The organism is Kitasatospora indigofera (assembly GCF_014655955.1).
In the GTDB taxonomy this organism is placed as follows: domain Bacteria; phylum Actinomycetota; class Actinomycetes; order Streptomycetales; family Streptomycetaceae; genus Kitasatospora; species Kitasatospora indigofera.
In genome coordinates this window covers 273732-293487 of the sequence record NZ_BNBO01000004.1, presented here as the reverse complement: position 1 = coordinate 293487, position 19756 = coordinate 273732, and the positions used below count along the sequence as shown (strand labels likewise).

The following is a 19756-nucleotide window of genomic DNA, read 5'->3' as shown; positions in this document are numbered from 1 at the left end:
AATCGGAGGATGTCACTCCGAGCCGCCCTGACCCAGCCCGCTCGCTACGCCTCACTGGTCGCGGGAGCCGTCCCCGTGCTCTGCTTCCCGGCCGCCGGGCTCGGCAGCCTGGCGTGGGTCTGTCTGGTCCCCGGCCTGCTGCTGATGCAGCGGTCCCCGGGGGCCCGGGAGGCGGCCGTCCGGGGCTGGTGGTTCGGCGCCGGGTTCATCCTCACCGCGATGTACTGGCTGATCCCCTCGATCGGGCCGGGACTGCTGCCGCTCGCGCTGCTGTTCGGCGCCCTGCAGGGCGCCGTCGGCCTGGCGGTGTGGCGGCTGCTGCGCCCGCCGGTGACCGCCCGGCGCGCGCTGGCCGCGCTGGTGGTCGTCCCGGCGGTCTGGGTGACCACCGAGTTCGCGCGCTCCTGGCACGCGCTCGGCGGCCCCTGGGCCCTGCTCGGCGCGACCCAGTGGCAGCACCCGGCGGTGCTCGCGCTGGCCTCGGTCGGCGGGATCTGGCTGGTCAGCGCGGCGGTGGTGGCCGCCAACACGGCGGTCACCGTGCTGTTGTGCGCCCGGCGGCGGCAGGTCCGTGCCCTGGCGGCGGGCGCGGCCGCCGCCGTGCTGCTGGCCGGCCCGCTGCTGTTCGCGCTGCGGACGGCGCCCTCGCCGCAGGGGTCCGCGACGGTCGCGCTGGTCCAGCCCGGCGTGGTCGAGGACGCCGGGCAGCGGCTGGACGCGAGCGTGCGGGCCACCGCCGCGCTGGCCGGGCAGCCGCTGGACCTGGTGGTCTGGGGCGAGAGCAGCACCACCGCCGACCTGGACCGGGACCCGGCCACGCTGGCCGTCCTGCGCGGCCTGTCGGCCGCCACCGGCGCCCAGCTGCTGGCCGGCGAGGACGCCCGCAAGGCCGACGGGCGGATCTCCAAGGACACCGTGCTGATCGACCGGGACGGCATCGTCGACCGCTACCGCAAGATCCGCCTGGTGCCGTTCGGCGAGTACATCCCGCTGCGGCCGGCGCTCGGCTGGATCGCCGGGGTCTCCCGCGCGGCCGGCGAGAACCGGGCCCCCGGCACCGCCTTCCACGTCCTGCCGGCCACCGGCCGGACGGGCACGCCGCTGCCGGTGGGCGCGCTGATCTGCTTCGAGTCGGCCTTCCCGGACATGTCCAGGGCCGCCGTGAACGAGGGCGCCCGGGTGCTGGTCTACCAGTCGTCGACGTCCACCTTCCAGCACACCTGGGCGCCCGAGCAGCACGTCTCGCTGGGCGCGCTGCGGGCCGCCGAGACCGGGCGCCCGGTCGTCCAGGCCTCGCTCACCGGGGTCTCGGCGGCCTTCGACGCCCAGGGCCGGGAGCTGGCCCGGCTGGGTACCGACCGCACCGGCGCGCTGACCGTGCGGCTGCCCCTGACCGCCCCGCAGGCGCGCACGGTGTACGACCGGATCGGTGACGTGGTGCCGCTGACGGCGGTGACCGTGACGGCCGTGGCCGGCGCCCTCGCGCTGCGGTCCCGGCGGCGGCCGGCGGCGGGGGCCGGGCCGGCCGCGCCGGTGGCGGGCGCGGATCAGCCCTCGGTGCCGGCCAGGTAGACGCCGAAGGCGGCGCCCTGCGGGTCCCGGAGGACGGCGATGCGCGGGCCGGCCGGCACCGAGGTGGGCGGCATCAGGACGTCCCCGCCGAGCGTGGCGGCCCGGGCCGCGGTGCCGTCGACGTCCGCGACCGCGAAGTACGGCAGCCAGTGCGGCGGGAGGTCGGGCGGGAACTGCTCGCCCATCGCGAGCATCCCGCCGAAGTCGGCGCCGTCCAGGCCCCACTGGGTGTAGGACTCGCCGGCGTCGACCGTCCAGCCGAAGACCTGGGGGTAGAAGGCCCGGGCCCCCTCGGTGTCGCGGGTGAGCAGCTCGGCCCAGCCGAGCGAGCCCGGCTCGTTGAAGACGCCGGCGCCGGCGAAGGTGCGGGCCTGCCAGAGCGAGAAGGCCGCGCCGGACGGGTCGGCGACCACCGCGAAACGGCCGATGTCGAGCACCTCCATGGGCTCCATCAGGACCTGCCCGCCGGCCGAGGTGACCCGGGCGACCGTGGCGTCGGCGTCCTGGACCGCGAACGAGACCGTCCACGCGGTGCGCTGCGCGGGCCCGTACAGCGGGCTGAGTCCGGCGGCCGCGGCGTCCCCCAGGTGCATGACGGTGTAGCCGCCGGCCTCCGGACGCGGGTCGGTCTCGGCGCGCCAGCCGAACAGCTCGCCGTAGAAGGCCTTGGCGGCCGCCGGGTCCGCGGTGGTGATCTCGGCCCAGCTGGGTGCTCCGACGGTCACTTCGGTCTGCTTCATCTGTCCGCGTTCCTCTCGGGCGGTCCGGGCGGGCGGGCGGGCCCCGGCGCTCGGGGACGCCCTTCCACAGAATGCGGCGCCGCGCGGTGGGTGGCGCGGGGCTGCTGGGCCGAACGTGGCGGCCGCTCCGAAAGGGAGTTGTTCAAATTGGAACTACGGGGTACGGTCGATCCTCGTCCACCGGTTCGAATCCGACCTTCCCGTCGCCCGGACCACCCCCCGCAGCATCGGAGGCCCGGCATGCCGCAGCACGGCACCGCCACCGTGCGCTCTCGCGTGCGCATCCCGCTGACCTTCCCCGACGGCTACCGCGCCGACGCCGAGGTCTTCACCTTCCACGGCCTCGACGACGGCGCCGAGCACCTGGCGCTCGCCCTCGGCGAGGTGCGCGGCACCCCGCTGGTGCGGCTGCACTCCGAGTGCCTCACCGGCGACGTCTTCGGCTCCGACCGCTGCGACTGCGGCCCGCAGCTGCGCGAGTCCGTCGAGCGGATCAGCGAGGCCGGCGGGTACCTGCTCTACCTGCGCCAGGAGGGCCGCGGCATCGGCCTCTACAACAAGCTGGACGCCTACGCGCTGCAGGACGCCGGCCTGGACACCTACGACGCCAACACCGCCCTCGGCCTGCCCGAGGACGGCCGGGACTACACGGCCGCCGCGCAGATGCTGGCCGCTCTCGGCGCCCCGGCGATCGACCTGCTCAGCAACAACCCCGACAAGGCGGCCCAGCTGTCGGCCCTGGGCGTCGAGGTGGGACGGCGGGTGCCGACCGGCGTGCACCTGTCCGAGAGCAACGTCCACTACCTGCGGGCCAAGGTCGAGCGCACCGGCCACTCGATCGCCCTGCCCAGCCTGGTCGGCTGACCGCGGGGCCGGGCGGGGCGGCCCCGGCGAACACCGGGCACGGCCCCGGCGGGCGCCGGGTGCGGCCGCCCTGGATGCCGGGCACGGCCGGGCGGTGCACCCTGGAACGGGGGGCTTCCGTCGAGGGAGGACACCGATGCCGGTGAACCACCGCACCCCGCCCGGCACGGGCCCGGGCCGTCCCGGGCGGCCGTCGTGACGGGCCCCGCCGCCGTCCCGGTCACCGTGGTCGGAGCCGGGCCGTACGGCCTCGCCACCGCCGCCCACCTGCGCGCCCGCCGGGTGCCCGCCCGGGTGCTGGGCGAGCCGATGGACGGCTGGCGGGACGCGATGCCGGCCGGGATGTACCTGAAGTCCACCCCCCGCGCCTCGAACATCTCGGACCCGGACGGAACCCACCGCTTGTGCGACTTCCGGGCCGGGGAGGGGCTGCCCCCGATCGGTGACCGGTACCCGATCCCGATCGACGAGTTCATCCGCTACGGCGACTGGTTCCAGCGGCGGTGCGTGCCCGAGGTCGAGCGCGCCGTGGTGACCGGCGTCGAGTACCGGCGCGACGGGTTCCAGGTCTCGCTGCGGGGCGGCGAGACGTACGTCAGCCGCGCGGTGGTGATGGCCACCGGACTGCGCCCGTACGCCCGGGTGCCCGCCGAGCTGGCTCCGCTGCTCGGCCTGGGCCTGGCCTCGCACACCTCCGACCACGCGGACCTGGCCGTGTTCGCCGGGCGGCGCGTCGCGGTGATCGGCGCCGGGCAGTCCGCGCTGGAGAGCGCCGCGCTGCTCAACGAGGCCGGCGCGACGGCGACCGTGGTCGCCAGGGCGCAACGGGTGCTGTTCGGCGACCCGCCGGAGAGCGACCTCAGCGCCGACCGCCCGCTGCCGGTCCGGCTGGCCAAGCCCGGCTCCACGCTCGGCCCCGGCTGGTCGCACGTGGCCTTCAGCCGTGTCCCGCAGGGGTTCCCGTACCTGCCGGACAACACCCGGGCGCACCTGGTGCGCACGGTGCTCGGCCCGTCCGGGGCCTGGTGGCTGCGGGACCGCGTCGAGGGGTGCCTGCCGCTGCTGACCGGGTACGCGATCCGCTCGGTCGAGCAGGCCGACGGGCAGCTGCGGCTCGGCCTGCGCGGGCCGCGCGGGCGGACCGAGACGCTGGAGGCCGACCACGTGCTGGCCGCCACCGGGTACGGGGTCGACATCGACCGGCTCGACCTGCTGGACGAGGGGCTGCGCCGGGCGGTCCGCCGCGGGAACGGCGGTGCGCCGCGGCTCTCCGGCACCTTCGAGTCCTCCGTCCCGGGGCTGTACTTCACCGGGCTCTCCGCGGCGGACACCTTCGGCCCGGTCCTGCGCTTCGTCTGCGGCACGGCCTTCGCCGCCGGCCGGGTGAGCCGGGGGATCGCCGCCGCGCAGGGACACTGACCGCAGGGACACTGACTGCCGGGACACCGGCCGCAGGGATACAGGCCGGCGCGCGCCAACCCGGACGTGGCCGGGGGTGGCCGCGCAGACGGCCGGCCGGCGTCCGCCGGCCGGGTCAGCCCCGGCGGACGCTCCCGGCCAGCACCCGCACCACCGAACAGCCGAACCGGGCGGCCTCCGCGACCGTGGGCGCGAGGTCGTCCCGGCAGAGCCAGGCCCGCTCGGTGCTCCGGCGGGGCCAGACGTCCCGCGGCGGGCGGCGCTCCCCCCAGGACGTGGCCAGCACGGACAGCAGGTCGATCTGCCCCACCCCGAAGCTGCGCGAGAGCTGGGCGCCCGCGGGCACCGGGCGCCCGGTGAGCGAGAGGTGCAGGGCGCGCAGCACGTCCACCCCGTCCACCGTCTCGAAGAGGCGGAACTGGGCGCCCGTCCGGGGGTTGAAGTCGACCAGCTTGTAGCGGCCGTCGCGCAGGTCCAGGCGCCAGTCCAGGTCGGCGACGCCGCGGTAGCCGATCCGCCGGCAGAGCCGGGCGGCCAGCTCGGCCAGCTCCGGGTTGGGGCAGGCCCGGGCCCGCGCGGTGACGCCCCGCCCGGGCGGCCAGGAGCGCAGCTTGAGGCCGGTGAAGACCACCAGCGGCTCGCCGTCGGGACCGCAGCAGAGATGGGTGATCCAGTCCTGCGACTGCTCCGCCGGCAGGTACTCCTGGGCGAGCACGGAGGCCCGGCCGTCGGCGGGCGCGGCCCGGGCCCAGGCGGCGAGCAGCTCCTGCTCGCTCCTGATCACCGTGGTGTGGCCGACCACCGGGTGGCGCAGCCGGGTGAAGGGCTCCAGGTTCTTCAGCACCAGCGGGTACCCCCAGCGGCGGCCCGCCTCGACCAGGCCGGCCCGGTCCGGCGGGGCGCAAGCCTGCGGGGTGGGCACGCCGGCCTCCTGGCAGATCGCGTGCAGGTCCACCTTGTTGGCGAGCCGGCGGGGCAGCGCGGCGGGCACCGGCGGCAGCAGGAAGTACGGCGCCAGCTCCTCGCGGTGCTCGGCGAGCAGGACGGCGGACTCGTCGTCGGTGGCCACCACCACGCTGGGCCGGCCGATCGCCCGGCCGGCCGCCACGATGGCCGCGAGCAGCTGCTCGGGGGGCTCGCGCCCGGTGCTGGGCCGGACGAAGGCCCCGGTCAGGTACCGCGAGACGGCCGTCGGGGTGAACCGGTCCTCGACCATGGCGTAGACGGGGACGCCGAGCCGGCCGAAGGAGCGCACCGCGCCGAGGTGGCTCGGCGTCTGCGGGTAGCGCCCCACCTTGACGGCGAGCACCGGGACCTCGGGGTCCAGGGCCGGTCCGCTGCGTCCCATGCCGGTGTCTCCTCCGCTCAGTGCTGCCAGACCCCGACCCACTGGACGTGGAGCTGGGCGGTGTCGACGGTGGGCGGCGGTGACTGCAGGTAGCCCACCGCGAGGTTGATCACCAGCTCCATCGCCACGTTCGGGACCTGCGAGGGATCGGCGACCTTGAACCTTTCTACCCCGTCGACGTACCAGGTGACGGAGTCGCGCTCCCAGTCCAGCGCGAGGACGTGGTACCCGGAGGCGAACTCCGCCGGGCCGTAGCGGCGTCCGACGTGCGCGTCGTTGCCGTCGGGGGTGCGCCAGTGCAGGTTCATGTCCAGGTACTGGTTGGTGTTGGGGAACTCGGCGATGTCCAGCTCGGGCGGGGTGCCCCGGGTGGCGGCGGGGATCAGCCAGAAGGCCGGGAAGAAGCCGGCCGGCTCCGCCGGGACGTTGACCGCCGCGGCGAAGTACCCGTAGGTGAAGGTGTGGCGGGGTGTACCGCTGTACGAGTCACGGCCGGTGCTGACCATGCCGGAGGCCCAGGGGTACGTCCGGCCGTCGCTGCCGTGCTGCTTGCCGCGCTGGGCGTTCAGCGTCAGGACACCGTCGGACACCTCGACCTGGCCGGGCTGGTACCACTCCTCCTCGCCGTTGCCCGCGTTGGTGCAGCCGCCGCCGAGCACCCAGTCGTAGCAGGTCACCCAGTCGGAGGCGTTCAGGGTCGTCCCGTCGAAGTCGTCCCGGAAGACCTGGTGCCAGGGGCCCGGGGCCACCGGCTGGTCGGTGGGAGCGGGCGTGCCCAGCCTCCCGGGGGTGTCGGACGGCTCGGGGTCGGCGGTCAGCGGCCGTCCGGAGCTGGTGAGGGCGCCGGCGCAGGCCGTGCTGAGCAGGAGCAGGACGGCGACGGACAGCCCGGCGGCCTGCCGCCGCGCCGTCCCCCGACCGGACGGGGAGCCGGGCAGGGAGCCGGACGGGGAGCCGGACGGGGAGCCTGGCCGCTCCGGGACCGGGGCGGCGGCCCGCCGCGGCTCACTCCCCTGCGGTCCGTGCTCCTCCGGGGCCCGCTTCCACGGCTCGGGGACGGCCCGGCGGCGGCGCGGCAGCAGCACCAGCGCCGTGGTCAGCGCCGCCAGCACGGCCAGTGCCCTGGCCACGGTGAACGCGCCGCCCAGGAAGAGCGGCACGGCCACCAGCAGCGACGCCGACGTGCTCAGCGCCACCACCAGGGCGGCCGTGGCCGTCCGGCCGGGCCGGGTGGCCAGCGGGGCCGGCGTGGGCCGGGCCCGCAGGAGCAGCGCGAAGCCCGGGCAGACCAGCAGGAAGGCGGCCGTCAGCGCGACCCGCAGCGGGCCGCCGGCCGGCAGCAGGGTGGCCGCCAGGGCCGCCCAGCCGGAGAGGGCGAGCACCCCGCGCGGGGTGATCCACCGCGGCCGCCTCATCACTGTTCCCACCTCCTCACTGTGCCCGCGTCCCGGTCACCGTGCCCACCTCAGCGCGGGTGGGCGGCGAACAGGCCGGTGCCGACCACGGGCGTGACGTGGCGGTAGATCACCGCGTCGTGGTTGGCGAAGACCGGTCGCAGGGTCGGCATGCCGGACGCCGCGAGCCGGACCTTCCCCAGGGTGTCCGTGGGGAAGACGCCGGTCAGCTCGCACTCGGCGGCCTGGGCCCGGGTCAGCACCAGGAAGGACGGCCCGACCACCGCGGGGTCGGACATGGTGCTCTCCAGCGTGGACGCCGGATCGGCCAGCAGGGCGCGCCGGTCGGCGACGGTCTGCTGGGCCAGCACGGTGCGGACCCGCTGCTCGTAGCGGAGTTCGAACCCGGGCAGGTCCGCGGTGAGCACCACGATCTGCGAACCGGGCGGCGCGTTCTGGGCGAGGTACTGCCCGGCGGCGACCTCCTGCGGGGTGAAGTAGTTGATGGCCTCCTTGCTGTAGTAGCCGCAGAGCGTCCCGGCGAGCAGGGCCAGCAGCACGACCGAGTGGACCACCGTCCCGGTCCGGGGGTGGCGCGGGGTGCGGGCGATCAGGGTCGCGATCAGGAAGGCGGCGGCCGGCAGCGCGAAGAGGTAGGCCCGGAAGATCATCTCTCCGCCGTACGGGTTGGCCAGCAGCAGCGGGAACGGCGCCAGCAGGAGCAGCGGCAGCGGTGTCCGGCGCCAGCGGCGGCGGCACGCCGCCGCGAGGGCCAGCAGCAGGACGGTGGCGGTCAGCCCGCGGTCCACCCAGGAGGCCATCACCTGGGCCGGCGCCGCGGCGGCCAGCCCGGCGAAGCCCGACACCGCGTTGCGGTCCGGCGAGGAGAGCGCGCCGACCAGGGCGCTGATGTTGGACGCCAGGTACGGGCGGGCCACGGTGGCGTCCCAGAGCAGGGTCAGGCCGGCCGCGGCGGCCAGCACCGGCAGCACCACCGCGCGGTTCGCCCGGGGCAGCGAGAGCAGCAGCAGGAAGCTGATCAGCATCATCGGGGTCAGCGGGTGGGAGGTGACGATCGCCCCGGTCAGCACCAGCAGCAGACCGAACGGGGCGAGCCGCCAGCCGCCGCGCGCGGGGGCGTCGGTGAACAGGCTCAGGGCCCGCGCGCCCGGCACCCCGGGTACCGCGGACGGCGCCACGGGCGGTGCGGCGGACGGCTCCGGGGAGGGGGCGCCGGGCGCGCGGGCGGCCGCCCGCCGGGCCGCCAGCTGCCGCAGGACCAGCCCGATCACGATCAGGAACAGGAAGTAGGCGAAGGCCTGCGGCGCGAAGTAGTCCTGCCCGACCCAGGAGGTCGCGAAGTAGAGCCAGACCCCGCCCCAGATCAGCCGGCGGTCCTTGGTGAGCGAGCGGTAGATCAGCAGCAGCGGGCCGATCAGCAGGACGTTGGCCAGCAGCGGGTACCAGGAGGCGTAGCCGAGCGCCGAGTGCAGGCCGGTCGCCCGCAGGAAGAGCACGTTCAGGTCGAAGAAGCCGGGCCACCGGTTGTAGATGTCCAGCTCGTGGGCGTTCGGGACGGTGCCGTTGTGCCGCATCACGGCGTCGACGATCGCGATGTGCTTCCAGGCCCAGGCGTAGCGCAGGGTCGGGTAGAGCACGCTGGGGGTGGCGTGGACCATCGTGATCAGGCCCAGCACGTAGGCGGCCGGCCAGCGCTGCGGCAGCCTGGGGTCGCGCAGCGCGGCGGCGAAGCCGACGGTGATGACGACCAGGCCCAGCCAGTAGGGCAGCGGGAGCGCCTGGAGCAGCCCGAGGGTGCCCATCCGGTCGAGCCGCGCGCCGCGCAGCGCCACCAGCCAGAGCACCAGGGCGACCGGCAGCGGGGCCCGCACCGCCCAGCCGGCGACCCCGGGGGCGGCGAGCCGCTGCCGGAGGGTCCGGCGGACGGGCCGGACGGCCGGGCCCGAGCGGCGGGCCCAGCGGATGGGCGGGCGCGGCGTGTCGGTGATCTGCTGCTCAATCATCCGACTGCCTCCTCGGGAGGGCCCCGCACGGTGACGGGTCTCGCACGGTGTCCATCACAGCAGCTCCGGTCCGCCGACCGGGCTGCCCAGCGCGGCCCGCAGGCGGCGGTACGTCCGCCAGCCCTTGGTCGCCAGGCGTTCCGGGGCCGGCGCCACGCCGGCCCCGCGGCCCGCCGTCCAGTCTTCGAACACGGCCGGCGGGGTGTCGCCCCGGACCATCAGCCGGGAGATCCGCATCGGGTCGTCCGCGTTCGAGCTGAACCGGTTGCCCACCGCGGTCGCCGAGGTCCACCCGGCCTGGCGCACCTTGGTGCGCAGCCCCGGGCTGGAGTACCCGTGCGGGTAGGCGAAGGCCGTGACCTCGTGGCCGAGCGCCTCCTCCAGCCGGCGTTTGCTGCCGACGACCTCGTCGGCGCACTGCCGGGCCTGGACGGTGTCCAGCTGGGCGTGGGTCTGGGAGTGGCCGCCGATCTCGATGCCGACCGCGTCCAGCATGGTGACCTGGCGCCAGTTCAGCATCCGGGCGGGCGGCAGCAGGCTGCCGGTGGGCTGCCCGCCGGGCGGGTGGACGGCCCCGACGGTGACGTAGAGGGTGGCCGGCATGCCCAGGTCGGCGAGGACCGGCGCGACCGTCCAGTAGAAGTCGGCGAATCCGTCGTCGAAGGTCAGGACGGCCGATCCGGGCGGCAGCGGGGGTCCGCCGTGGAGGGCGGAGACCAGCCGGCGCAGCGGTACCACCGACAGGCCGCTGTCCGTGATCCGGTCGAGCTGCTCCCGGAAGACGCGTGGGGTCACGGTGAAGGGCGCGATCCACGACGGCGGGTCGTCCGAGACCGAGTGGTAGAGGAAGACCGGCACGGCCATCATGATCAATACTCCTCACGCGCTCCGCGGCCCGGCGGTGGCGGACCCCTCGGTGGCCGGCGCCTCGGCGGCGGGCACCCGCGGGGCGGGCCCGCCGCGGCGGCCGGACCGCCCCGGCGGCACCGGCCGGGCGAGCCTGCCGAGCGCGTACCCGAAGGCGGTGGTCCCGGCGCCGGCGAGGGTCGCCCCGACGCTCCGCAGTTCGCCCCGGCGCAGCCCGCGGGCGATCGCACCGGGCAGGGTGTGCAGCAGGTAGCCGCGTTCGCTGGAGAGCGCCGGGCGGGCGCCGGCCAGCCGTGCCACCACGGCCTTGGAGCGGCCCTCCGCGTAGCAGCGGGCCCGGAAGTACGCCCAGCTGGTGCGGGCGGGCGGGACGTGGTGGCGGACCACCGCGCCGGGTTCGTGGCGCAGCAGGGCGGCCGGGGTGCGGGCGGCGATCCGCAGGCACAGCTCGGTCTCCTCGCAGCCGAGCGGCCTGCTGCCGACCCGGCCGAGTTCGGTGCGGAACCCTCCGGCGGCGAGCGCCTCGGCCCGCCGGAAGGACATGTTGGCGCCGATGAAGTTCCTGACCGCACAGGCGTGCCGGGGAAGACCGCGGTAGGAGCAGCCGACCACCCAGTCGAACTCGGGCGGGAACCAGCGGGGGCGGCCGGTCTCCCACCACGGCTCGACCAGGCCGCCGACGCCGAGCACGGCGGGGTCGCGGTAGCCGGCCAGCAGCCGGGCCGCCCAGCCGGGGGCGGCGACGGCGTCGTCGTCCAGGAAGGCCACGACCTCGCCGGCGGCGGCCGCCATCCCGGTGTTGCGGGCCCCGGAGAGGCCCTTGGGGCCGGTGTTGGCGAGCACCCGGGCCGGCAGTTCGGCGGCGGCCCGGCGCTCCAGCCCGGGGCAGTGGTCGATCACCAGCAGCAGTTCGGCGGGCGGCGGGTGCTGGGCGCGGACGGAGGCGACCGCGGCGCAGATGTCGTCCCAGCGGTCCGGGGTGTAGGCGCAGACGACGACGGACAGGGTGGGTTCGGCTGGGGCGGTCATGTCGGCCTCCGGTTCGCGAGGGGCAGCCAGCGCCGCAGGGTCAGCAGCAGCGGGACGGCGAGGGCGCATTCGGCGGCCAGCCAGGCGAGGCCGACCCCGTTGAGGCCCAGCAGCGGCAGCAGGCCCGCGGCGAGGCTGATCACCACGACGGCGAAGGCCAGCCGCAGTCCGATCATCCAGGTCACCGACCGGCGCACCCGGGCCACCTGGATGGCGACGCTGAGCACCGCGTTGGGTACCGCGGCGAGCACCATCAGGCGCAGCACGGTGGTGCCGTGCGAGGCGTAGTCGGGCCCGAAGAGCCCGAGGATCCAGGGGGCGGCGGCCACCACCACGGCCACCGCGCCGGCCAGCAGCAGGCCGGAGTGGCGCAGCATGTGCCGGGCCAGCTCCACCAGCCGCTCGGGGGCGTCGGCCCCCTCGACGACCAGCGAGTGGCCCATGCTGAACGCGGCCACGTACAGGGTGTCGGCGATGATGAAGGCCAGCGAGTAGTAGGCGCTCTGCCCGGCGCCGAGGTGGTTGAGCACCAGCAGCGGCACGACGCTGTAGGTGGCGACGCTGCACAGGTTGCCGACGTAGTCGGCGGTGGCGTACCGCGCGACCCGCTGGGGCGGCGCGGCGTCGGGCGGGCCGGACCCGTCGGACCGCAGCCGCGCGGGCATCGCCCGGCCGAACAGCACCAGGTTGGTGAGAAGGATCGCGAGGACCAGCGCCACCGACCAGGAGACCAGGATGCCCGTCCCCACGGCCAGCGCGGCGCACAGGGCCAGCATCCCCGACTTGGCGATCGCGAACAGGGCGTTCTCGCCCAGTACCCAGCCGGTGCGGCGCAGTCCGGTCAGCGCGCCGTCCTGGAGGACGAACAGCGCGTAGCCGGCCGTCGCGGCCATGAAGGCGGCCGCCATCACCGGCTCGCGCAGGTACGCCAGGCCCGGTGCGATCAGCGGGATCAGCAGCAGGAAGGCGCCGGCCGCCAGCGCGCTGAACACGGCGCTGGTGACGTAGCAGCGCAGGACCAGCCGGCGGGTGTGCCGGCCGGCGGTCGGCACGAACCGCACCAGGACGTCCCCGAGGTTGAAGCTGCCCAGGGTGGAGAGGAAGGAGGCGGCCGCGAGGGCGGCGTAGCTGCGGCCGACCGTCTCGGCGCTGTAGGAGCGGGTGGCGAGGATCCAGAACATCGAGCCCAGGCCCGCCGCCAGCAGCGAACTGGCCGCCAGGATGTGGCCGTTGCGCAGCAGGGGCTCCCCGCGGCCGGTCACCCGGACGGCCTTGACGCGGGCCTTGAGCAGGGTGGCGTACGAGCACTGGCAGGGGAGGGGCTGCGGGCAGGAGCACGGCCGCGCGGAGGCGGTCCGCCGGGCGGCGAGGACGGACATCACGGCCACTCCCCCGGCTGCAGGCCGCGCTGCTTCCACAGGCTCACCAGGTAGGCGAACGGGCCGCAGAGCAGGCCGCCGAACTCCAGGTGCCCGAGCCGCCGCTGGACGGTCCGGGCGGACGGCGCGGACCGCACGTGGCGGCGGCGGGCGGCCTGCCAGTTCCAGACCCCGCGGGGCAGCCGCCGCACCAGCTCGACCAGCAGGCCGGGCTCGCGGGACACCGCCGCGGCCAGGAAGGCCCCGTACCCCACCCCGAAGTTGAAGACCTGGGTGGTGAGGGCGTCCATGGTGCGCCGGTGGCGGTGCCAGACGATCGCGTCGGGCTGGTAGGTCACGGTGCGGCCGCTGCTCAGCACGTGCAGGAAGGCCAGCAGGTCCTCCCCGCCGCGGGCGGGGGTGCCGGCGCCGGTCGCGGTGTCGAAGCCGCCGAACCCGCGGAGCACGTCGGTGCGGAAGGCCATGTTGGCGCCGCAGCCGAAGCGGCCGACCGAGAACTGGACCAGCGGGTCGTCCGCGCTGTCGCGCAGCGACCAGCTCCGGGCCGCGTAGCCGCGGGCGGAGCTGCCGTACTGCTCCAGCAGGACCTGGGCCTCGGTCTCCAGCTCGGCGGCCAGGACCAGCCCGGTCACGCAGCCGACGGCCTCGTCCTGGGCGAAGGTCTCCACCACGGCGTCCACCCAGTGCGGGTCGGCGATGGCGTCGTCGTCGGTGAAGGCGCAGATCTCGCCGCGGGCCTCGGCCAGGCCCCGGTTGCGGGCCCAGGACAGACCGGGCACCGGCTCGCGGACGTAGCGGATCCGGTCCGGGTAGCGGGTGCGGACGAGCTGCTCGGTGGCGTCGCTGGTCGGCGCGTTGTCGACCACGATGATCTCGGCCTCGGGGTAGACGGTGCGGACCACCGAGTCCAGGCTCCGCCGGAGCATCTCCGTCCGGTCGCGGGTGCAGACGATCACGCTGACCAGCGGCCGCCGGGCGGTCGCGGGGGGCCCGGACACCGGGGCGGGCCCGTCGGGCCGGTCCGGGAGCGGGAGTTCGCGGGCCGCCTCGACCAGGGCCCGGCGCAGGCCGGCCGGGTCGCCGGCCGCGCCGTTGCCCATGACCAGTCCGATCGGGTGCCCCTGGGAGCGCACCAGCGCGAGCACCGGGCCGGCCGGCTCGACGGTGCCGGCCGCACCGGGCGGGCGCAGGCCGCTCGGCTCGTCCAGGTCGAGTTCGACGATCCGGGCCAGCGCGGGGGCCGGGCCGGCAGTGCGGTCAGACATCACGGACAACTCTCTGCTCGGACGCCGCGCTGCTTCCAGACGCTGCGCAGGTAGCCGACGGGCCCGTAGACCAGGCCCTGGATCTCCAGCCGGGCGAGGCGCAGCGAGGGCCGGCCGCCGGCGGCGGGCCGGCTGCGGACCCGGCCGGCCGCGAGGCCGAGGCCCTGCGGGAGCCTGCGCAGCAGCGCGGGCAGCATGGCGGGTTCATGGGTGAGGGCAGCGGCCAGGTAGGCGCCGAAGCCGGCGCCGTAGCCGAAGGCCTGGGCGGGCAGGGCGTCCATGGTGCGCCGGTGGCGGTGCCAGATCAGCGCGTCGGGCGCGTAGGCCAGGGTGTGCCCGGCGACCAGCATCCGGAAGAAGGCCAGCAGGTCGTCGCCGCCGTGGGCGGGTGTCCCGGTGCCGGTGGCGGGGTCGAACCCGCCGATGGCGCGCAGTTCGGCGGTCCGGAAGGCCATGTTGGCGCCGGAGCCGAAGCGCCCGGCCGCGAACGGGAAGAGCGGCTCGTGGCGGCGGTCGGCGAGCGACCACGTCCGGGCGGCGAAGCCCTTGCCGAAGCCGCCGTGGTTCTCCAGGGCGGCCTGGGCGGGGGTCTCCAGCTCGGCCGGCAGGATCAGGCCGGTGACGCACCCGATCCGGCGGTCGGCGGCGAAGGCGGCGGCCAGCGAGGTGAGCCAGGCCGGGTCGGCGAGGGTGTCGTCGTCGGTGAAGGCGCACAGCTCGCCGTGGGCCGCGTCGAGGCCGCAGTTGTGGGCCCGGGCCAGGCCCGCCACCGGCTCGCGCAGGTAGCGGACCCGGCCCGGGTACCGCCCGCGGACCAGCGTTTCGGCGGCGTCGCTCGCCGGGGCGTTGTCCACGACGATGATCTCGACCTGCGGATAGCCGTTCCGCAGCAGGGAGTCGAGGCACTGGCGCAGCATGCCTTCCCGGTTGTGGGTGGCGACGATGACGCTGATCAGGGGCGGGTCCGCCGGCACCCGGGCGCGGCCGGCCCGACCCGGGCGCGCCGCGGGTGCCGCGGTGGTCTGTCCGGCCGGCTCGGCCGGTCGGGGTGCGGCGGCGGGGAGCCGGGGCACGGAGGGTGCGGTGAACGGTGCCGGGGTCATCGCGGCCGGTGTCCGGTCGGACCGGGCGGGTACCCGCAGCTCGCGATGGGCGGCATCGACCAGCGCCCGGCGCAGCCCGGCGAGGTCGCCGCGCGCGCCGGTGGCTTTCACCAATCCGAGCGGGTGTCCGTGCAGCCGCACCAACGCCAACACGCGGCCTTCCGGGTCGACGGCGCCGGAGCCCCCCGGCGGGCGCAGCCCGCTCGGTTCGTCCAGGTCCAGTTCGACGATCCGAACGGGGGTGTAGAGCGAGTCGCGGGCGACTGGGCAGGGGCAGGCCGCTGCGGTGCGCCGGTCGGAGCCATTCATCATCCCTCCCCCACGGCAAGGGGCGCCGCGGACCGGGCGCCGGGGCGCTCGGCGAGCAGGGTCCGCAGTACCCTTCGGCCGTCGGAGACGGCGTGCAGGTGCGAGCGACCACTGCGGCGGGGAAGTTCGAGGCTCGGCACCTCGGCGATGCGCAGGCCGGAGCGCAGAGCGTGCGCGATCATCTCGGCCTCGATCTCGAAGCCCGAGGAGCGCAGGTCCAGTTCGTCCAGGAACTCGCGGCGGAAGGCGCAGAACCCGTAGCACAGGTCGGTCAGCCTGCTGTCGTACAGCCGGTTGACCACGGCGAGCAGCGCCCGGTTGCCGAGCGCGCGGATCCTGGTGAGGTCCAGCGAGCCGCCGCCGGCGATGCAGCGCGAGCCCTTGACGAAGTCGTAGCCGTTGTCGAGGAAGTGCAGGTAGTGCGGGATCTCGCCGGGCCACATGGAGCCGTCGGCGTCCATCATCACGATGTACTCGCCGGTGGCGGCCGCGAAGCCGGAGCGCAGGGCGTTGCCCTTGCCGGGGGCGCTCTGCTTGACGCTGCGGACGGTCGGCAGGCAGCGCCTGGCCACCGTGATCGTCGCGTCGACCGAGGCGCCGTCGACCAGCAGGACCTCGTCGACGCAGCGGGGGATCTGCTCGAACACCCAGGGGATGTTGCGGGCCTCGTCCCTGGCCGGGATGACCAGGCTCACGGTGTGCGTGGTGGCGACGGTGTCGCCGGAACGGCGCATCGGCCGCCGGCTGCTGACCGGGTCGGTCGACCGGCGCAGGGGGCGGCGGCTGGTGACGCGGTCGCTCGCCCGCCGGCTCGGCCGGCCGTCGTCGGCCGGGTGGGGCGGGGCGTCAGGGGGCAGAGTGGTACTCATCGAAGGCTGCCTCTCGGGAGGCGACGGGTACGCCGGTGTCCTCGGCGTACCGGTCGTGACGGAGCGGGCGCCCGCTGTGGTTGTCGGCAGGGCGCGGCCCGGGTGGGAATCCCCCGGACGGGAGGGCGGTGCGCGGGTCACGACGGTCGGGCCGCAGGGCGCGGCCGTGCCGCTCGTGAGGTGCTGCGCAGCTGGTGACGCACTACGCGCCGGCTGCTGCCGGTGACGCGGTCTCTGCCGGCCTGACGTGCGCCGGAACCGTGTCCGCCTGACGTGCGCTGGGCGCGAGTTGCGGAGTGCCGGTCCGCTGGGGCGCCGGAGCGCCGGTACTGCGTGGGCGCCGAAGCGCCGGACTTGCCTGAACTGGCCAATGTGCTCTCCGCACGAGGTGCGGTGCCAGGGCCTCATCGTGCCCATGAACCCGAGGGCAAGTCAAGAGCTTTGAACACATTTGTCCGTATTTTCTTGACGGGCTCCGAACGGGCCCCGCGAAGCCCCGGCCGTGCCCGCCCGGCCGTGCCCGCCCGGCCATGCGCGCCCGGCCGTGCGCGCCCGCACCGGGACTCCGGGTGCCGCGGGCTCCTGGTCCGGAGTCCGCGGCGCCCGGCCGGACGGGGCGCGGGTGGTTACCTGGGCGGCCCGCCCTCGGCGATCCGGCGGGCGATCTCCGCCGGACGCACCGGCCGGCCGAAGTGCCAGCCCTGCGCCCAGTCGCAGCCGATCGCGCGCAGCCGGTCGGCGTCGCCGCGGGTCTCCACGCCTTCCGCCGTGACCGTCAGGCCGAGCGTGTGCGCCAGGGACACCAGGCCGCTGACGATCCGCCACCCGGTGGGCTCGTCCTTGCGCGGGTCGTGCAGGTCCCCCACGAAGGAGCCGGCGATCTTCAGGCCGGAGACCGGCAGGTCGCGCAGGTAGGCGAGGTTGGACCAGCCGGTGCCGAAGTCGTCGATGGCCAGCGAGACGCCCATGTCGACCAGCTTGTGCAGCGTTTTCAGCGCCTCGTCCTCGGGCCCCACCACGGTGCTCTCGGTGATCTCCAGCTGCAGCCGGCTCGGATTCAGGCCGGTGGTCTGCAGGATCCGGCCGACGTCGCCCACCAGGCCGGCGTTGCGGGCCTGACGGACCGCCAGGTTGACGTTCATCTGCGGCGCGGCGGCGCCGAACCGCCGCTCCCAGTCCGCCGCCTGACCGCACGCCTGCTCCAGCACCCAGCGCCCGAGCGGCATGATCAGACCGGTCTCCTCGGCCGTCGCCACGAACTCGTCCGGGCCGAGCACCCCCAGCTGCGGGTGCCGCCAGCGCACCAGCGCCTCGACCGCGGCCAGCGAGCCGTCGGCCAGCGCGTGCAGCGGCTGGTAGTCGATGAAGAACTCGCCCCGGTCCAGCGCGGCCGGCATCCGCACCGACACCGCGTAGCGGCTCACCGCCCGCGCGGTCTCCTTCGGGTCGAAGAGGGTCCAGCGTCCGCGCCCGGCCTCCTTGGCGCGGTAGAGCGTGAGGTCCGCGGCCCGGACGGCCGCGCCCGGGGTGGTGGTGGCCACCCGGCGCTCCAGCACTCCGACGCTGGCGCCGACGGCGAGGCGGTGGTCGCCGATGTGCACCGGGCCGTCCAACGCGTTGAGCACCGTCTTCGCCGCGGCGACGGCCTCCTGCTCGCCGCGGCAGTTCTCCAGCAGCACCACGAACTCGTCGCCGCCGAGCCGGGCCACCAGGTGCCCGAGCGGGGTCAGCGCGGCCTTCAGCCGGTCCGCGACGGCGGTCAGCAACTGGTCTCCGGTCTCGTGGCCGAGGCTGTCGTTGACCACCTTGAAGCCGTCCAGGTCCACGTAGCAGAGGCCGAACCGGGCGCCCGGCTCCGGCTCCTCGAAGATCTTCTCCAGCCGTTCGAAGAAGGCCGCCCGGTTGGGCAGGCCGGTGAGCGAGTCGTGGGTCGCCTGGTGGCGCAGCCGCTCCTGCAGGCGGTAGCGGTCGGTGATGTCCTCCAGCATCGCCACCTGGTACTGCGGGGCGCCGTCGTCGTCACGGATCAGCGAGACGGTCAGCTGGGTCCACACCACCTCGCCGTCGCGGCGGTAGTACGGCTTGTCGAACTGCAGGTACTCGCGCTTGCCGCTGACCAGGTCCTCGTAGGCCTCCCACACGCCCGGGGTGTCCTCCGGGTGGACCAGCTCGTTGACCTTGTGGCCCTGGAGGTCCTCCGGGCCGGCGCCGAAGATCTCCTGGAGGGCCTTGTTGACCGCCAGGATGTTGCCCTCGGTGTCCCCGATGCCGATGCCGATCGCCGCGCTCTCGAACAGCGCGCGGAACCGGGCCTCGGAGGCCCGCAGCGCCTTCTCGGCCTCCTTGCGGGCGCTGTCGGCGGCCGTCCTGATCGCCTCCTGCTCACGCAGCGTGCGCTCGCGCAGCGCCGCCGCCCAGCCGGCCGCGAAGGCACCGCAGACCGCCGGGCCGCGCCCGTTGCCGTCCGGCTGGCGGTGCAGCAGGGCGATCGCCCTCGCCAGCACCGCCGGGTCGGTGAAGTGGGCGTCCACCAGCAGCGCGCCCGCCTGCTCGGCGAAGTGCACCTCGAACGGGTCCTCGCGGCGGGCCCGGTGCAGCAGGCCGGCGGTGCGGGCGACCAGGCGGTGCAGGATGCCCGGGTGCACGGCCGCGCCGTGCCCGGCCGCCAGCAGGCCGGCCCAGTCGTCGCGGAACCGGGCCGCCTCCGCCTCCGCCGGCTCGGCGCTCACGGCCGGAGCCCTACACCCGCCATGCCGGTCATCCGCTCAGGGTGCTCGCCGACGGCGGCGGGGTTCTCCGGGTGCCACTGCGGCAGGTACACCACCCCGGGATCGACCAGCTCGAAGCCCTCGAAGAGCGAGGCGATCTGGTCGTGCGTACGCATCGTCAGCGGAGTGGGCGTCATCCGGTACAGGGCCTGGTGGTCCTCCGCCTGGTCGGGCCGGCCCTCCAGCGAGGCGTGCGAGAGCACCAGCGCGCTGCCGGACGGGAGCGCGTCCCGCAGCACCGACACCGAACGCCACGGGTCCTCCGCGTCGGTGACGAAGTGCAGCACCGCGACCAGCAGCACCGCGACCGGCTCACCGGGGGCCAGCAGCTCCCGCACCTCGGGCCGGGACAGGATGTCCTCCGGCTCGCGCAGGTCGGCCTGGACGACGTGGCTGAGCAGGTCGTGCTCCAGCAGCAGCCGGCTGTGCGCGACCGCCACCGGGTCGCGGTCCACGTAGACCACCTCGGAGCCGGGGCGGATCGCCCTGGCCACCTCGTGCACCGCGCCGAAGGTCGGGATGCCGGAGCCGATGTCCAGGAAGCGCGAGATGCCGGACTCGGCCACGAACTGGACCGCGCGGCGCAGGAAGGCCCGGTTCGACCGCATGATCATCGGAAGGTCGGGCCAGAGGGCCATCGCCTTGCGCGCCATCTCGCGGTCGACCTCGAAGTTGTGCGAGCCGCCCAGGTAGTAGTCGTAGACCCGGGCCGCGTTGGGCTTGTCCAGGTCTGTTCCAGCCGGTACCCAGTCCGGTCGCCGCATGGCGGTACCCCTTTAGTTTCCCGGCTATATCCGGCTCGGAGG

The 19756-nt window shown here is 75.5% G+C and carries 15 protein-coding genes; 3 read left to right on the top strand and 12 right to left on the bottom strand.

Annotated elements, in window-relative coordinates:
• The first annotated feature begins 9 nt into the window (after positions 1–9).
• Entirely contained in the window at positions 10–1572 is a 1563-nt protein-coding gene (lnt, locus tag IE329_RS06450) for an apolipoprotein N-acyltransferase (protein ID WP_190209814.1), read from the top strand.
• Here the strand turns inward: lnt and IE329_RS06445 are convergent.
• Entirely contained in the window at positions 1548–2312 is a 765-nt protein-coding gene (locus tag IE329_RS06445) for a VOC family protein (protein WP_190209813.1), read from the bottom strand. The two genes, lnt and IE329_RS06445, sit on opposite strands and share 25 nt — an antisense overlap.
• A 240-nt stretch (positions 2313–2552) precedes the next feature.
• On the opposite strand from IE329_RS06445, the gene IE329_RS06440 reads away from it, so the two are divergent.
• Together IE329_RS06440 and IE329_RS06435 are read left to right on the top strand one after the other, a co-directional pair.
• Positions 2553–3176, top strand: coding sequence for a GTP cyclohydrolase II (locus tag IE329_RS06440; protein WP_190209812.1), 624 nt, complete (start codon positions 2553–2555; stop codon positions 3174–3176).
• Between the two features lie 195 nt (positions 3177–3371).
• Positions 3372–4595: an NAD(P)-binding domain-containing protein gene (locus IE329_RS06435; protein WP_229927211.1), complete on the top strand. Its 1224-nt coding sequence runs from the start codon at positions 3372–3374 to the stop codon at positions 4593–4595.
• Between the two features lie 115 nt (positions 4596–4710).
• Here the strand turns inward: IE329_RS06435 and IE329_RS06430 are convergent, their stop codons facing one another.
• From IE329_RS06430 to IE329_RS06380, 11 genes are all read right to left on the bottom strand, one after another.
• Positions 4711–5943: a carboxylate--amine ligase gene (locus tag IE329_RS06430; RefSeq protein WP_190209811.1), complete on the bottom strand. Its 1233-nt coding sequence runs from the start codon at positions 5941–5943 to the stop codon at positions 4711–4713.
• A 17-nt stretch (positions 5944–5960) separates the two neighbouring features.
• Positions 5961–7358: a glycoside hydrolase family 16 protein gene (locus tag IE329_RS06425; RefSeq protein ID WP_190209810.1), complete on the bottom strand. Its 1398-nt coding sequence runs from the start codon at positions 7356–7358 to the stop codon at positions 5961–5963.
• 50 nt (positions 7359–7408) lie between these two features.
• Complete coding sequence (locus IE329_RS06420) at positions 7409–9361, bottom strand: glycosyltransferase (protein WP_190209809.1); 1953 nt, start codon at positions 9359–9361, stop codon at positions 7409–7411.
• A gap of 54 nt (positions 9362–9415) precedes the next feature.
• A complete protein-coding gene (locus IE329_RS06415; protein WP_190209808.1) occupies positions 9416–10228 on the bottom strand; it encodes a polysaccharide deacetylase family protein in 813 nt (270 codons plus the stop codon).
• 12 nt (positions 10229–10240) lie between these two features.
• Positions 10241–11257, bottom strand: coding sequence for a glycosyltransferase family 2 protein (locus tag IE329_RS06410; RefSeq protein WP_190209807.1), 1017 nt, complete (start codon positions 11255–11257; stop codon positions 10241–10243).
• Positions 11254–12636: a lipopolysaccharide biosynthesis protein gene (locus tag IE329_RS06405; protein WP_190209806.1), complete on the bottom strand. Its 1383-nt coding sequence runs from the start codon at positions 12634–12636 to the stop codon at positions 11254–11256. The genes IE329_RS06410 and IE329_RS06405 overlap by 4 nt, the downstream gene beginning before the upstream one ends.
• A complete protein-coding gene (locus IE329_RS06400) occupies positions 12636–13901 on the bottom strand; it encodes a glycosyltransferase family 2 protein (RefSeq protein WP_190209805.1) in 1266 nt (421 codons plus the stop codon). Before IE329_RS06400 ends, IE329_RS06405 begins: the two co-directional genes overlap by 1 nt.
• The gene (locus IE329_RS06395; RefSeq protein ID WP_229927210.1) at positions 13901–15316 is read right to left on the bottom strand and encodes a glycosyltransferase family 2 protein; all 1416 of its coding nucleotides are present in this window, start codon (positions 15314–15316) and stop codon (positions 13901–13903) included. Before IE329_RS06395 ends, IE329_RS06400 begins: the two co-directional genes overlap by 1 nt.
• On the bottom strand, positions 15313–16182 hold the full coding sequence (locus IE329_RS06390; protein WP_229927209.1) for a glycosyltransferase family 2 protein: 870 nt from the start codon (positions 16180–16182) through the stop codon (positions 15313–15315). The genes IE329_RS06395 and IE329_RS06390 overlap by 4 nt, the downstream gene beginning before the upstream one ends.
• A gap of 626 nt (positions 16183–16808) precedes the next feature.
• Positions 16809–18911 carry a putative bifunctional diguanylate cyclase/phosphodiesterase gene (locus IE329_RS06385; RefSeq protein ID WP_190209804.1) on the bottom strand — a complete coding sequence of 701 codons (2103 nt, stop codon included), beginning with the start codon at positions 18909–18911 and terminating at the stop codon, positions 16809–16811.
• Positions 18908–19714 carry an SAM-dependent methyltransferase gene (locus IE329_RS06380; RefSeq protein ID WP_190209803.1) on the bottom strand — a complete coding sequence of 269 codons (807 nt, stop codon included), beginning with the start codon at positions 19712–19714 and terminating at the stop codon, positions 18908–18910. The genes IE329_RS06385 and IE329_RS06380 overlap by 4 nt, the downstream gene beginning before the upstream one ends.
• Between the last annotated feature and the right edge of the window lie 42 nt (positions 19715–19756).

What these genes read in the sequence shown, in the direction of transcription:
- lnt (WP_190209814.1), top strand. Translation starts at nt 10, where the DNA reads ATGTCACTCCGAGCCGCCCTGACCCAGCCCGCTCGCTACGCCTCACTG.
- IE329_RS06445 (WP_190209813.1), bottom strand. Translation starts at nt 2,312, where the DNA reads ATGAAGCAGACCGAAGTGACCGTCGGAGCACCCAGCTGGGCCGAGATC.
- IE329_RS06440 (WP_190209812.1), top strand. Translation starts at nt 2,553, where the DNA reads ATGCCGCAGCACGGCACCGCCACCGTGCGCTCTCGCGTGCGCATCCCG.
- IE329_RS06430 (WP_190209811.1), bottom strand. Translation starts at nt 5,943, where the DNA reads ATGGGACGCAGCGGACCGGCCCTGGACCCCGAGGTCCCGGTGCTCGCC.
- IE329_RS06425 (WP_190209810.1), bottom strand. Translation starts at nt 7,358, where the DNA reads ATGAGGCGGCCGCGGTGGATCACCCCGCGCGGGGTGCTCGCCCTCTCC.
- IE329_RS06420 (WP_190209809.1), bottom strand. Translation starts at nt 9,361, where the DNA reads ATGATTGAGCAGCAGATCACCGACACGCCGCGCCCGCCCATCCGCTGG.
- IE329_RS06415 (WP_190209808.1), bottom strand. Translation starts at nt 10,228, where the DNA reads ATGATGGCCGTGCCGGTCTTCCTCTACCACTCGGTCTCGGACGACCCG.
- IE329_RS06410 (WP_190209807.1), bottom strand. Translation starts at nt 11,257, where the DNA reads ATGACCGCCCCAGCCGAACCCACCCTGTCCGTCGTCGTCTGCGCCTAC.
- IE329_RS06405 (WP_190209806.1), bottom strand. Translation starts at nt 12,636, where the DNA reads ATGTCCGTCCTCGCCGCCCGGCGGACCGCCTCCGCGCGGCCGTGCTCC.
- IE329_RS06400 (WP_190209805.1), bottom strand. Translation starts at nt 13,901, where the DNA reads ATGTCTGACCGCACTGCCGGCCCGGCCCCCGCGCTGGCCCGGATCGTC.
- IE329_RS06395 (WP_229927210.1), bottom strand. Translation starts at nt 15,316, where the DNA reads ATGATGAATGGCTCCGACCGGCGCACCGCAGCGGCCTGCCCCTGCCCA.
- IE329_RS06390 (WP_229927209.1), bottom strand. Translation starts at nt 16,182, where the DNA reads ATGAGTACCACTCTGCCCCCTGACGCCCCGCCCCACCCGGCCGACGAC.
- IE329_RS06380 (WP_190209803.1), bottom strand. Translation starts at nt 19,714, where the DNA reads ATGCGGCGACCGGACTGGGTACCGGCTGGAACAGACCTGGACAAGCCC.